The organism is Bradyrhizobium sp. SZCCT0148 (assembly GCF_018129985.1).
Taxonomy (GTDB): Bacteria; Pseudomonadota; Alphaproteobacteria; order Rhizobiales; family Xanthobacteraceae; genus Bradyrhizobium; species Bradyrhizobium japonicum_H.
Genome location: NZ_JAFCKT010000001.1, coordinates 518,758 through 532,339, shown reverse-complemented (window position 1 = coordinate 532,339; position 13,582 = coordinate 518,758). Strand labels below are relative to the sequence as shown.

Annotated in this window: 12 protein-coding genes; 7 read left to right on the top strand and 5 right to left on the bottom strand. The window is 65.7% G+C overall.

What is annotated here, in order from left to right:
* Together JQ580_RS02510 and JQ580_RS02505 are read right to left on the bottom strand one after the other, a co-directional pair.
* Complete coding sequence (locus JQ580_RS02510) at nucleotides 1-1,194, bottom strand: efflux RND transporter periplasmic adaptor subunit (protein WP_212278160.1); 1,194 nt, start codon at nucleotides 1,192-1,194, stop codon at nucleotides 1-3.
* Between the two features lie 231 nt (nucleotides 1,195-1,425).
* Complete coding sequence (locus JQ580_RS02505) at nucleotides 1,426-2,445, bottom strand: SAM-dependent methyltransferase (RefSeq protein ID WP_212278159.1); 1,020 nt, start codon at nucleotides 2,443-2,445, stop codon at nucleotides 1,426-1,428.
* A gap of 166 nt (nucleotides 2,446-2,611) precedes the next feature.
* On the opposite strand from JQ580_RS02505, the gene JQ580_RS02500 reads away from it, so the two are divergent.
* The 4 genes from JQ580_RS02500 to JQ580_RS02485 all read left to right on the top strand — a co-directional run bounded on the left by JQ580_RS02500 (nucleotide 2,612) and on the right by JQ580_RS02485 (nucleotide 5,674).
* The gene (locus JQ580_RS02500) at nucleotides 2,612-3,631 is read left to right on the top strand and encodes a flagellar motor protein MotA (RefSeq protein ID WP_212278158.1); all 1,020 of its coding nucleotides are present in this window, start codon (nucleotides 2,612-2,614) and stop codon (nucleotides 3,629-3,631) included.
* A gap of 153 nt (nucleotides 3,632-3,784) precedes the next feature.
* Entirely contained in the window at nucleotides 3,785-4,813 is a 1,029-nt protein-coding gene (locus JQ580_RS02495; protein WP_212278157.1) for a peptidoglycan -binding protein, read from the top strand.
* A gap of 112 nt (nucleotides 4,814-4,925) precedes the next feature.
* On the top strand, nucleotides 4,926-5,372 hold the full coding sequence (locus JQ580_RS02490) for a GNAT family N-acetyltransferase (RefSeq protein ID WP_212278156.1): 447 nt from the start codon (nucleotides 4,926-4,928) through the stop codon (nucleotides 5,370-5,372).
* Nucleotides 5,373-5,449: 77 nt separating this feature from the next.
* The gene (locus JQ580_RS02485; RefSeq protein ID WP_212278155.1) at nucleotides 5,450-5,674 is read left to right on the top strand and encodes a hypothetical protein; all 225 of its coding nucleotides are present in this window, start codon (nucleotides 5,450-5,452) and stop codon (nucleotides 5,672-5,674) included.
* An 87-nt stretch (nucleotides 5,675-5,761) separates the two neighbouring features.
* On the opposite strand, the gene JQ580_RS02480 is transcribed toward JQ580_RS02485, so the two are convergent.
* Nucleotides 5,762-7,612 carry an ABC transporter ATP-binding protein/permease gene (locus JQ580_RS02480; protein ID WP_212278154.1) on the bottom strand — a complete coding sequence of 617 codons (1,851 nt, stop codon included), beginning with the start codon at nucleotides 7,610-7,612 and terminating at the stop codon, nucleotides 5,762-5,764.
* 197 nt (nucleotides 7,613-7,809) lie between these two features.
* Here JQ580_RS02480 and rpmE point away from each other — a divergent pair, with 197 nt between their 5' ends.
* A complete protein-coding gene (gene rpmE / locus JQ580_RS02475; protein ID WP_008137002.1) occupies nucleotides 7,810-8,037 on the top strand; it encodes a 50S ribosomal protein L31 in 228 nt (75 codons plus the stop codon).
* A 202-nt stretch (nucleotides 8,038-8,239) separates the two neighbouring features.
* On the opposite strand, the gene rcdA is transcribed toward rpmE, so the two are convergent.
* A complete protein-coding gene (gene rcdA / locus JQ580_RS02470) occupies nucleotides 8,240-8,749 on the bottom strand; it encodes a protease adaptor protein RcdA (protein ID WP_212278153.1) in 510 nt (169 codons plus the stop codon).
* A gap of 501 nt (nucleotides 8,750-9,250) precedes the next feature.
* Nucleotides 9,251-9,442 (bottom strand): DUF1192 domain-containing protein, encoded by a 192-nt coding sequence (locus tag JQ580_RS02465; protein WP_212278152.1) that lies wholly within the window; start codon nucleotides 9,440-9,442, stop codon nucleotides 9,251-9,253.
* A 116-nt stretch (nucleotides 9,443-9,558) separates the two neighbouring features.
* On the opposite strand from JQ580_RS02465, the gene JQ580_RS02460 reads away from it, so the two are divergent.
* Nucleotides 9,559-10,557 carry an NAD(P)H-quinone oxidoreductase gene (locus JQ580_RS02460; protein WP_212278151.1) on the top strand — a complete coding sequence of 333 codons (999 nt, stop codon included), beginning with the start codon at nucleotides 9,559-9,561 and terminating at the stop codon, nucleotides 10,555-10,557.
* Nucleotides 10,558-10,696: 139 nt separating this feature from the next.
* Nucleotides 10,697-13,573, top strand: coding sequence for an EAL domain-containing protein (locus tag JQ580_RS02455; RefSeq protein ID WP_212278150.1), 2,877 nt, complete (start codon nucleotides 10,697-10,699; stop codon nucleotides 13,571-13,573).
* The last annotated feature ends 9 nt before the right edge of the window (nucleotides 13,574-13,582 follow it).

The window sequence follows — 13,582 nt, the reverse complement described above, 5'->3', positions numbered from 1 at the left end:
TTACCGCGTGAGCTTCTGGGCGTGCCGGTTGTCCGCGGTCGCGTCCGCCTCCGACCAGGATTGCGGTTTGACCTTGTCCCCGGCGGCGAACTTCTGGAAGCCTTCGACCACGACCTTGTCGCCGGCCTTCAGGCCTTCGGTGATGAACCAGACTCCGTCCTGCACCGAGCCCGTGCGCACCGGCTGCACCGCGATGTGGTTGTCGTCCTTCACGACGAACACTTCGCTGCCGCCGCCGCCATTGCGCTGGATCGCCTGCTGCGGCACCGCGATCGCATCGGAATCGAGGCCCTGGTCGATACGGACGCGGACATACATGCCCGGCAACAGCTCGCGCTTGGGATTGGGGAACTCGCCGCGCAACGTCACCTGTCCGGTGTGGGCGTCGACCTTCGCGTCGGAGAACAGCAGCTTGCCGTCGAGCGAATAGAGCGTGTTGTCGTCGAGGACCAGATGCACCTTGGCGGCATCGGAGGCGATGCGCTCGAGGTCGCCGGTCTCGAAGGCGCGGCGCAGTTGGTTGAGCTCGTTCACCGACTGGGTGAAGTCGGCGTAGATCGGGTCGAGCTGCTGGATGGTCGCCAGATTGGTCTCATTCTGCACCGCAAGCGCGCCCTCGCTGACCAGCGCGGCACCGACCACGCCATCGATCGGCGCGCGCACGGTGGCATAATCGAGATTGAGCTTGGCGCGCGCAAGGTCGGCCTTGCGGCCCTCGACCTCGGCATGGGCCTGGCGCTCGGCGGCCACTGCCTTCTCGTTCTCAGCCTCGGGCGCGGCGCGCTGACTGGTGAGCGTGGCGATGCGGTGCGCCTGCTGCTTGGCCTGCATCAAGGCAGCCTCCGCCTTGGCAAGGGCGGCCTCGTTGGCCAACACCTCGACCTCGAATGGACGCGGATCGATGCGGTAAAGCGCATCGCCGGCCTTCACCTCGCTCCCCTGGCGGAACAGGCGCTCGACCACGATGCCGGAGACGCGCGGCCGCACGTCGGAGACACGCGTCGGCGCGATACGGCCGGGCAGTTCCCGGACCACGGCGCGCGGCTGCGGCTTCACGACGACCACGCTGACGTCGGGATAGGCCGGCGGGGCGGCGGAAACGGCGGAGTTGGACTCGTCACAGCCCGCGAGCAGCGGCGCCAAGGCCGCGAGCATCATTGCAACGCATGCCGATCGCGCGCGAAGTCCTGACATGAAGTTAAGTGCCCCGAGGTTGTTGAAATTGATCACGCTCCGCCCGCGGCCCGTTCTGGGCGATTTGGTGCGGCCGATGCCGTCAAAATAGAATGCGCCTGCTGCGATGCAACGCATGCTGCTGGCGGCTCATTGTCACACAGTGCATCGTACTGAAACTAAAGATCTTTTACCGAGTCACTCGATTGTGAGACCTGTTCCATCGCGGCGTGCTGCGGCGGAACATCGCAATTACCCCGCGGCCCTCAACCGGTAGTGGCTGATGCCCCATTCGGTTCCATCGGCATGGCCGAACAGGCCCGACGTGGCGAGCAGGAACCAGCGCCAGCGCCGCATCCAAAGGAAGGTCTGCTCGCCATGAACCTGACGCAGGGACATCTCGATCGCATCCCGATGCGCGTCGAAATTGGCGAGCCAGTCGTTGGCGGTGCGCTGATAATGCGTGCCGCTCCAGCACCATTCCTTTTCGACTGTGAAAATGTCGCCGAACTGTCTGACGAGATGATGGCTCGGTATCAGCCCGCCGGTGAAACCGTGCTGCGCGATCCAGTCCTCGCGATCGAGCCGGTCGAACAGCTGCGAGCCGGAGCGATGGGTGACGATCTGCATGAAGAAGCGCCCCTCGGGCGCCAGCCATGATCGCAGGCGCGTCATCAGCTTGCGCCAGTTCATCATCTGCTCGAACATCTCGACCGAGACGATGCGGTCGAACTGGCCTTCGGGCGCGAACACGTTCATGTCTGCAGTGACCACGCGCAGGTTCAGCAGGCCGCGCCGCCGGGCCTCTTCCTCGACATGAGCGCGCTGCGCCTGCGAGGTCGACACCGCCGTCACCCTGGCGTGCGGAAACTGCCGCGCCATCCACAGTGACAGCGAGCCCCAGCCGCAGCCGAGTTCGAGGATGGTCTGGCCGTCGGCGAGGCCGGCATGCGCGACGGTCTGGCGCAGCGCCTCTTCCTCCGCCTCCTGCAAGGTGGTCGCATCGGTCTTGTAGAAACAGCAGGAATATTTGCGGTTGGGGCCGAGCATTTCGGCGAAGAACGACGCGGGCACCTCCCCGCGCCGGGCTTCCGCGTTTTCGGCGATCGGCCGTAGCATCATCCGTCCGGCGAAGGCGGCGTCAGTGGCCGCATCATGCGCGGCGAGGCGCGTTGCGCTGCGGGAGCACAGGCGCTGGATCGCGGCGCGGAGGACGACGTCCGGCAGCGGCACGCGTTCGGCAGTCCCGATGATCGCGGAAACGACGCTCATGCGCCCCCTGACTGGCAGATCGCTGCAAATACCGGCTTATCAAAGCGCCGCTTCGGGCCGGGTTCCCGAGCTGGCCCCGAAATCGGCGCATCCGGCGCTTTTTTTGGGCCGGCGCTGTGCCATAGTGCGCACCGCAAGCAAGCTTTTGGAATGGATGATACCGGCCATGCCGTCAGGCACCTCGCCCCGCTCCACCATGGATATCGAGTACACGAAGCTGTCCTCACCCAGCGTCTTCCTGGTGCGGATGCTGGTCTTCCTGGTGCTGTGCGCGCTGGTCGGCGTGGTGCTCTACAAGCAGATCATCCAGGCCTTCTTCGCCAATCCCGGCCTCAATGCCCTGATCGGCGGCGTGCTGTTCATCGGCATCATCCTGGCCTTCCGCCAGGTCATCCGGCTCTACCCCGAGGTCTCCTGGGTCAACAATTTCCGCATCGCCGACCCCGGCCTGGCGCCGGCCCGGCACCCGAAGCTGCTGGCGCCGATGGCGGCGATCCTCGGCGGCGAGCGATCGGGGCGGATGTCGATCACCCAGACCACCATGCGGCATCTGCTCGATTCGATCGCGACCCGCCTGGATGAAGCCCGCGACATCTCGCGCTACATGACGGGCCTATTGGTCTTCCTCGGCCTGCTCGGCACCTTCTGGGGCCTGATCGAGACGGTCGGCTCGGTCGGCAAGGTGATCGACGGGCTCAAGGTCGGCGGCGATTCCGGCGCGCTGTTCGACACGCTGAAGGAGGGCCTCGCCGCCCCCCTCGGCGGCATGGGCATCTCGTTCTCCAGCTCGCTGTTCGGCCTTGCCGGCTCACTGGTCCTCGGTTTCCTCGATCTGCAATCGAGCCAGGCGCAGAACCGCTTCTATACCGACCTCGAAGACTGGCTCGCCACCACCGTGCGCGAATATGGCAGCGGCGAGGTCGCGGTCGCTTCCGGCGGCGGCGGGGTCGCCAGCGGCGAACTCCAGGCCGCGGTCGAGCGCTTGCGCTCGGTGCTCGAGGAAGGCAGCGCCAGCCGCGGCACCACGGCGGCGATGGCAAGCCTTGCCGAAGCCATTCAGGCGCTGGTCTCGCACATGCGCACCGAGCAGCAGATGATCCGCGAATGGGCCGACGGCCAGGGCGAACAGAACCGCGAGATCCGCCGCCTGCTGGAACGCATCGCCCGCCAGCCCGAGAAGAGTTGAGGACTGAACGAGGGTCTCGCGCCCCGGACGCTGCGCAGCACGAAGTGATGCGCTGCAGAGCCGGGGCCCAGAGGGGCCAGATATGGGTCCGGCTCTGCGCAGCAGCGTTGCACGCTGCAGCGCGTCCGGGACACGAGAGTGGAGACGGACAACATGGCACTGGCACGCGGCCGCCGCGGCGACACCTCCTTCAACTACTGGCCCGGCTTCGTCGACGCGCTGTCGACGCTGGTGTTGTCGATCGTGTTCCTGCTGTCGGTGTTCCTGGTGGTGCAGTTCTTCCTGTCGCAGGAGGTCACCGGCAAGGACAAGGCGCTGGAGCAGCTCAACGCCAAGATCGCGCAGCTCAACGAGCTGCTGTCGCTGGAGAAGCTCGGCAAGCTCACGCTTGACGACCAGGTCTCGCAGTTGAAGGCGGGCCTCGCCTCGGCCGAGACCGAGCGCGACCGCATCAAGGGCCTCTACGACGGCCTCGCCGCCGCCGGCAACGACGCGCAAGGCAAGACCTCCGAACTCGGCAAGGCGCTGGATTCGGAGAAGGCAGTCTCGGCGCGGGCGCTGGCGCAGATCGAGGTGCTGAACCAGCAGATCAGCGCGCTGCGCCGGCAATTGGCCGCGCTGGAAGAGGCGCTCGACGCTTCCGAGAAGCGCGACAAGGAATCGCAGAATCGCATCGCCGATCTCGGCTCCCGCCTCAACGTGGCGCTGGCGCAGCGCGTGCAGGAATTGTCGCGCTACCGCTCGGAATTCTTCGGCCGCCTGCGCGCCATCCTCGGCAACCGCCCGGACATCCGCATCGTCGGCGACCGCTTCGTGTTCCAGTCCGAAGTGTTCTTCGATACCGGACAGGCCATGCTGCTGCCCGAGGGGCGCGCCGAGCTCGACACGCTCGCGGCCGCGCTGATCGAGTTGGACAAGAAGATTCCAAGCGAAATCCCCTGGGTGCTGCGCGTCGACGGCCACACCGACGTGCGTCCGGTCAACGGTCCGAACTTCAAGTCGAACTGGGACCTGTCCGCGGCCCGCTCGATCTCGGTGGTGCAGTATCTGGTCTCGCTCGGCGTGCCCGCCCAACGTCTCGTCGCCGCCGGCTTCGGCGAATTCCAGCCGCTTGATCCTGCCAACACCGAAGAGGCCTACAAGCGCAACCGCCGCATCGAGCTGAAGCTGACGGAGCGGTAGTGGTGTCGGCTACGCCACAGCTTGTCATTGGCTGGCTTGACCCGGCAATCCATCAAACAGGATCGTCTCGAAGTGAATGGATGGCCGGGTCAAGCCCGGCCATGGCGAGTGTATGCCGATGATCCACCTCCGCCCCTACCGTCCCGAGGACGAAGCTGCCGCGATCGACCTCTGGCATCGCACCTGGCAGCAGGCCTATCCGCAGATCGACTTCGCGGCGCGGCTCGAATGGTGGCGCGAGCGCTGGCGCAAAGATCTGGTGCCGAAGGCGTCCATCGTCGTGGCGGAGCAGGACGGCGCGCTGACCGGCTTCGTCACCATCGATGGCGAGGGTTATCTCGACCAGCTCGTGGTCGACCCTGACCACTGGGGTTCGGACGCGGCCCGGCTGCTGGTCGACGAAGCGAAACGCCTGACGCCATCAGGCATCACGCTGCTCGTCAACAAGGACAATTCCCGCGCCATCCGCTTCTACGAGCGCAACGGCTTTGCCCATGCCGGCGACGATGTGAACCCGACCTCGGGCCGGCCGGTGCTGAAGATGGCGTGGCGGGCGTGAGATCCATCACGCTGGGATCCCTGGCCGTCTGCTAGTCGTTGACGCAATGAGCGATGACGAGCGGACGGAGATGACCGATGAAGCTGCGCGATCTGGCCAAGGGGTCCTCGATTTTCCTAAGCGTCGCTGTCGCCGGTTATCTGTCGACGACCTACATCGACCAGCGCTTTGCATCGCTCGAGACGACGCGGGCGCCTGCTCACGCGAACGGCACGGCCCCATCGGCCTGCGTCGACGAGGACGGGAGCTGGAAGAACTGGTGGTGGCCGAATGTGCCGGCGCTGTCGCCGAAGTGCCGGTAAGCCGAGGCAAAAAGTGCGAAAACAACCCCATGCACAGTAGGCCACGCAAGCAAAATCAATAACTTACGGAGACCCCCGAGAGGACCTTTATGCCCCCTCGAACTGCAGCCTCGCCAGCCGCGCATAAAGTCCGTTCGCAGCCACCAGCTCCGCATGCGTGCCCTGCTCGACGATCTTGCCCTGGTCCATCACCAGGATGCGGTCGCATGACAGGACAGTCGCGAGACGATGCGCGATCACCAGCGTCGTGCGGTGGCGCATCAACTCTTCCAGCGCGGTCTGCACCAGCGTCTCGCTCTCGGCGTCGAGCGCGGAGGTGGCTTCATCGAGCAGCAGGAGCGGCGCGGCGCGCAGGATTGCACGCGCGATCGCGATACGCTGGCGCTGGCCGCCGGACAACGTCACGCCGCGCTCGCCGAGCGGGGTGTCGAAACCGTCGGGCAGGCGGCGGATGAACTCGGCGGCATGCGCGAGTTCGGCGGCACGCTCGACCTCGGCGTCGGTCGCATCGGGACGGCCGAAGCGGATGTTCTCGCGGGCGCTTGCCGCAAACACGTTCCCTTCCTGCGGCACCAGCGCGATGCGCGCGCGGAAATCGCGGGGGTCGGCGGATCGGACCGGCACGCCGTCGAGCGAGATCGTCCCGCTGCGCGGGTCGTAGAAGCGCAGCAGCAGGTGGAAGATCGTGCTCTTGCCCGCGCCGGACGGGCCGACGATCGCGACCTTCTCGCCAGGGCGCACGGTGAACGAGACGGCATCGAGCACATTGACGTCGCGCCGCGCCGGATAGGCGAAGCTGACCTGATCGAAGCCGACCTCGCCGCGCGCCGGGACCGGAAGCGCACGCGGCGTGGCAGGCGCCTTGATATCGGGCTGCACATGCAGGATCTCGAACAGGCGCTCGGCCGCGCCCGACGCCGCCGAAACCTCGCCCCAGACCTCGCTGAGCTGGCCGAGGCCGGCTGCGGCGAACACCGCATACAGCACGAACTGACCGAGCCGGCCCGGCGAGATCGCGCCTGTGAGCACGTCATGCGAGCCGATCCAGAGGATCGCGACCACGCTTGCAAACACGATGAAGATGATGATGGCCGTGAGCACGGATCGCGCCTGGGTCGAGGTGCGCGCGGCCTCATAGGCCTGCTCGACCTCGCCGCCGAAACGCTGCTCGGCGAATGACTCGCTGGTATAGGCCTGCACGGTGCGGATCGCGCCGACCAGTTCGCCCGCATAGGCCGACGCCTCGGCCAGCGTGTCCTGCGCATTGCGCGACAGACGCCGCACCCAGCGCCCGAACGCGACCAGCGGCAGCACGATCAAGGGGATGGCCAGCAGCACGAAGCCCGACAGCTTCGGGCTGGTGATCACCATCATCGCCGTCGCGCCGAGAAACATCATGAGATTGCGCAGCGCGATCGACACCGAGGCGCCGACGGCCGATTTGAGCTGGGTGGTGTCGGCGGTGAGCCGAGAGATCAATTCGCCGCTTCGCGCGGAATCGAAAAAGGCGGGAGACAGCGACAGCAGATGAGCGAACACGTCGCGCCTGAGGTCGGCGACGATGCGCTCGCCGATCGTCATCACGAGGTAGTAGCGCGCAGCGCTGGCCACCGCGAGCACGCCGACCACCGCGAGCATCACCGAGAAGTAGCTGTTGATCAGCTCGATGCCCTCGGGCGTCAGGCCGAAATCGATCATCCGGCGCACCGCGACCGGCACCAGCAGCGTGGTCAGCGCCGCGACCGTGAGTGCGACGAAGGCCAGCGCCGCGCGGCCGCGATAGCGGCTGACGTAGGGCGCCAGCGCAAGCAGCGGGCGGAGCTTGGCGCGACCCTTGGCCGGCTCCTCGATCAGCTCGGCCTCGATCGAGGGCGTGTCCGCGGCGTTCATTCCGGGCTGATCGACATACTGATCATCAAGCCGTTCCACTGCGCTCATGAGATCCGACCCATTGCATTCGTTCGCTCCCAATAGGCCGGTGCAAGGGTAGTGGCAAATCCGGGATGTCCCTTAGGGGCAAACCCCCGGTTCGCGACCGGGATGGCTTGTTTTGCGGGGTTTCGTGAGGTATAGAGCCGCCCAAATCCGTCATTCGCTAGCCACCCAACAAGGCGCCGGGGCGCCGAGGAATTGCCATGAAAGCCGAAATTCACCCGAACTATCATACGATTAAGGTCGTAATGACCGACGGAACCGAATACCTGACCCGCTCGACCTGGGGCAAGGAAGGCGACACGCTGAACCTCGACATCGACCCGAAGTCGCACCCGGCCTGGACCGGCGGCAACGCCCAGATGCTGGATCGCGGCGGCCGCGTCTCGCGCTTCCAGAAGAAGTTTTCGGGCTTTCTCAAAAAGGATTGATCCGGCCCGCAAGGCTGGAGACGAAAACGCCCCCGCAAGCCGGGGGCGTTTTTTGTTGCGACCGTCATTCCGGGGCGCCCGAAGGGCGAGCTAGGATGCGCAATTGCGCATCTGAGAATCCATAGCCACGATCGGGAGTATGGATTCCGGGCCCGCGCCAAGTGGCGCGTCCCGGAATGACGACCGAGATTGTCGATGGAGCCTACCGCTCGAACGCCGCCTTCAGCGCGTTGAGATGCGGCACCAGCGGGTTGCCGATCGCCGCGTGTTCGGCCGGCGGGGTGTGGATGGTGGTGTCGAGGCGGCGCACGCGGGTCTGCAGGCTCATCGAGCGATGGATCAGATCCTGAAGCTGCGAGGGCAGCTTCTCGATGGTGTCGGCGGGGCCGGGATCGGCGGCGCTGAGCTTCACCTTGGTCTTCTCGCGGTTGGCCTGGCCCAGCGTCATCTCGCCTTCCTTCACTGCGCGATGCAGCAGCAGCCAGGAGGCGAGCTGCATCAGGCGGGTGGTAAGGCGCATGCTCTCGGTCGCGTAGGTGAGGCTGACCGCACGATCGAGCGCCTTGGCCTCGGTGCGGCCGGCGCCGTCGAGATAGGCGGCGGTCTCTTCGACGAGGTCCATGCCCTCGCGGAACAGGACGCCGAACGCCGCAGAATTGGTGAATCGCTCGCTGAGTTGAACGAGAGCGCCGTCGGCCTGCAAACGTTCCATGGTTAACGCCTCTTACGCAACTGTTTGACTGCCCGGCTTTGGCAGCCGGCTTATGATGAACAAATCATTGCGCGGGCGGGACGCGGAGTCCAGTGACAAGCGCGGATATGGTTTCCGCGGGTCATCCCGCGGAATTCAACCGCAACGGGATGCAAAAACGCAAAAAAGAGCCGCCGGAAAACCGGCGGCTTTGAAAGTTGATAACAGGGAGGCGTCAAACAGAGTGGACAGGAGCCACTCGGTGTCCAAACGAGGACAGTTCCAAGTCATAAACCCGAAAGCTTAATCGACCGTAAACGAGCGATTTCTTTGAGGGTTCGTTAGCCATGTCGGTCAGTGGCCGAGCGAGATGACACGTTTCCCTCTCTGCCGTCGTTTCCGGGGCGCGACAACGTCCCGAGCCCGGAATGACGAAACGGTCTTGCGCGTGACATGCGTCCAGGCTCTGCGGAGCGTCACTGCGTGACGCACCGCGTCCGGGACACGAGAGTTGTGAAATTCCTAAGACTTGAAAATGCTGTTGGCCGCGTCGCGCGAGGCGCGCTTCCTGGTGGCGGCCTCTTCCAGCCTTGCGATTTCGGACTTCAGCAGCGTGACGCGCTCGGTCAGTTCCTCGACCGACAAGAGTGAGAGATCCTGTCCGATGTCATGGCTGACCTTCTTGCGCGGGCGGTCGTCGTCTTCCGTCGCCATCGTCAATCCTCCTCTCGTCCGCGGACCGGACCACACGGCTCAGGCAGTTGCCAGTCCGGACCGCGCTGGCTAATCAAAGGCCTCGTTCATCCCGCACCTTCACCCAAGGACACATCATGGACAAGCTGCCCGCGCAAATGACCGTGGTCGCCATCTCCAAACCCGGCGGACCCGAGGTGCTGATCCCGGAACAGCGCGCGCTGCCGCAGCCCGGCCTCGACGAGATCCTGGTCAAGGTGCAAGCCGCGGGCGTGAACCGGCCCGACGTGGCGCAGCGCTCCGGCGCCTATCCGCCGCCGCCCGGCGCGAGCGACCTGCCCGGTCTCGAGATCGCGGGCGAAGTGGTGGCGGTCGGCAGCAATGCCAAGCGGCACAAGATCGGCGACAAGGTGATGTCGCTCGTTGCCGGCGGCGGCTATGCGCAGTACTGCATCGCGCAGGACGCCCAGGCGATGAGCGTTCCGCCCGCGCTGTCGATGAAGGAAGCCGGCGCGCTGCCGGAAACCCTGATGACGGTCTGGCACAACGTGTTCGAGCGCGGTGGCCTTAAGGCCGGCGAGACGCTTCTGATCCATGGTGGCTCCTCCGGCATCGGTACCATGGCGATCCAGCTGGCGAAGGCGTTCGGTGCGAAGGTGTTCGTCACGGTGGGATCGCAGGACAAGATCGATGCCTGCCTCAAGCTCGGCGCCGACCGCGCCATCAATTACAAGACCGAAGACTTCGTCGCCGTGGTCAAGGAAGCGACCAACAAGGAAGGCGTCAATCTGATCCTCGACATGGTCGCCGGCGAATATGTCGACCGCAACTATGATGCCGCCGCAGTCGACGGCCGGATCGTGCAGATCGCGACCCTCAACGGCCCCAAGGTCACCGTCAACATCGCCAAGGTGATGGTCAAGCGCCTGACCCATACCGGCTCGACCCTGCGCCCCCGTACGAATGCGGACAAGGCGGCGATGGTGGCCGCAATCGAGGCGAAAGTGATGCCGCTTTTGCGCGAAGGCCGCGTCAAACCGCTGATGGACAGCAGTTTCCCGCTGGAAAAGGCAGCCGATGCGCACCGGCGCATGGAGACGAGCGCACATATTGGCAAAATTGTGTTGGAGGTCTAGGCCGCTGACCCACAGGCGGCGGCGGAAACCCTTTGATTTTCCTCGCTTTCGTGGCATCTATCGCGACGCACTGAACGCACCCGTGCGGTCTGAAATCGTCTTCACCTGAGTCGTTTGCGTCGAACGCGGAGAACTGACCTTGCGTCTGATCAGGTGCCTCGCGCCCATCGCGCTCGGCTTCATGATTCTCGTCGCCGCGTATCCCGCGCGCGCGCTCGACGCCGTCAGCGTCCGCAGCGACGCGCCCGCGATCGACCTCACGGGCGTGCTCGAGCATCAGCGCAGTGATGCCGACCGCATCCAGGTTTCGACCGCGCCCGGCACCGACGGCATCGTCCGCCGCATCGAGGTGCGCGCGCGCGAAGGCGGCCAGAACTGGGTGGTGTTTGCGCTCGCCAACAACACCGACGACCAGCTCGACCGCCTGATCGTCGCCCCGCATTACCGCATCGTCTCCTCGGGGCTGCTGTGGCCCGACCTCGGCCTGTCGCGCATCGCGACCATCACGCCGTCGACCGGCGACCGGCCGGAGCGGCAGGAAAGTCCGACCGCCGACGTATTCCGCGTCACGCTCGACCCCGGCGCCGTCATCACCTTCGTCGCGGAGCTGCGTACCGACAAGCTGCCGCAGCTCTATCTGTGGGAGCCGGAAGCCTACAAGGACAAGGTCAACTCGTTCACGCTGTATCAGGGCATCGTGATCGGCATCTCCGGCTTGCTCGCGCTGGTGCTGACCATTCTGTTCGTGGTCAAGGGCAGCATCATGTTCCCGGCCGCCGCGGCGCTGGCCTGGGCGGTGCTGGTCTATATCGGCGTCGATTTCGGCTTCTGGGGCAAGGTGCTCGACATGTCGAACAACGCCGAGCGCATCTGGCGCGCGGCGGGCGAGGCGATCCTGGCGGCGACGCTGCTGGTGTTCCTGTTCGCCTATCTCAATCTCAGCCGATGGCACGTGCGCTATTCGCACATCACGGTGGGCTGGCTGGCGTTCCTGGGATCGCTGGTGGCACTGGCCCTGTTCGATCCGGCGGTGGCCTCCGGCATCGCGCGCATCTCGCTGGTGCTGATCGCCTTCGCCGGCTTCGCGCTGATCGTCTACCTCTCCACCCACGGCTTCGATCGCGCGGTGCTGTTGATCCCGACCTGGTTCCTGCTCGTGGTCTGGGTGGTCGCGGCCGGCATGACGGTGGCGGGCTCGGTGACCAACGACATCGTCGGCCCTGCCCTGCTCGGCGGCCTCGTCCTGATCGTGATGCTGATCGGCTTTACGGTGATGCAGCACGCCTTTGCCGGCGGCGGCGCCACCACCGGCGTCGTCTCCGATATCGAGCGGCGCGCGCTGGCGCTGGCCGGCTCCGGCGACCTGATCTGGGATTGGGACGTTTCCGCCGACAAGGTTTTCACCAGTCCCGAGACCGAAGCCCTGCTCGGATTGAAGCGCGGCACGCTGGAAGGGCCCGCGGCCTCCTGGCTAGAGGTGCTGCATCCGCTCGACCAGGACCGTTTCCGCGCCGCGCTCGACAGCGTGCTCGACCAGCGCCGCGGCCGCCTGGTGCAGGATTTCCGCCTGCGCACGCCGGACGGCCATTTCATGTGGTTCGCGCTCAAGGCGCGCCCGGTGGTCGGCTCCGACGGCGAGGTCTCGCGCGTCGTCGGCACGCTCACCGACGTCACCGAACTGCGCAACGCCGAAGAGCGCCTGCTCCACGATTCCGTGCACGACAACCTCACCGGCCTGCCCAACCGCAAGCTGTTCATGGACCGGCTGGGTGCGGTGGCGCATTTCGCCAAGACCATGCCGACGCTGCGGCCGACGCTGATGGTGATCGATCTCGACCGCTTCAAGCAGGTCAACGATTCCGTCGGCATCGCGGTCGGCGATTCCATCCTGCTGACGCTGGCCCGCCGCCTCACCCGCATCCTGAAGCCGCAGGACACGCTGGCACGGCTTGCCGGCGACCAGTTCGGCCTGATCCTGCTGTCGGAGCAGGATCCGGCCCGCATCACCGCCTTCGCCGAGACCATCCGCAAGACCATCCGCGCGCCGATCGCCTTCAACGACCGCGAGATCTTCCTCACCGCATCGATCGGCCTTGCGCTCTCCGATCCGCAAACGCAGCTGACGGACGAGATCATCAAGGATGCCGAGCTTGCGATGTATCACTCCAAGCGCATCGGCGGCGACCGCATCGACGTCTACAAGCCCGCCATGCGGGCGCGGAAGACCGACCGCCTGACGCTGGAGAGCGAACTGCGCCGCGCCATCGAGCGGCAGGAGCTTACCATCCTGTACCAGCCGATCGTGCGGCTGGAGGATCGTTCGGTGGCCGGCTTCGAGGCGCTGGTGCGCTGGGATCACCCGAAGCTCGGCCGCATGGCGCCGTCGGAATTCATCACCATCGCCGAAGAGACCGGCCTGATCGTCGACCTCGGCATGTTCGTGCTGGACCAGACCGCCAAGCAGCTTTCGATCTGGCAGCGCGCGATGCGCTCGCGCGAGCCGATCTTCGCCTCCGTCAACGTCTCGTCGCGGCAGTTGCTGCGCCACGATCTGATCCACGACATCCGGACCGTGCTGTCGCGCTCCTCGGTGGCCCGCGGCACCCTCAAGCTCGAACTGACGGAATCGCTGGTGATGGAGAATCCGGAGCACGCGGCGCAAATGCTGACGCGGATCCGCGAGCTCGGCACCGGGCTGTCGCTCGACGATTTCGGCACCGGCCACTCGTCGCTGGCCTATCTGCAGCGCTTCCCGTTCGACACCATCAAGATCGACCAGTCCTTTGTGCGCACGACCAACCGCGGCACCCGCCCGGTGATCCTGAAGTCGATCATCGCACTCGCGCACGACCTCGGCATGGACGTGGTGGCCGAAGGCGCCGAGACCGATTCCGACGCGGTCGAGCTCTACCAGATGGGTTGCGAATACGCACAGGGCTTCGCCTTCGGCGAGCCGATGGACGCGGACGCGGCGATGCGGCTCTTGACGGAAGTGCGGCTGGAAGCGGCGAGCTGATCGACAGTA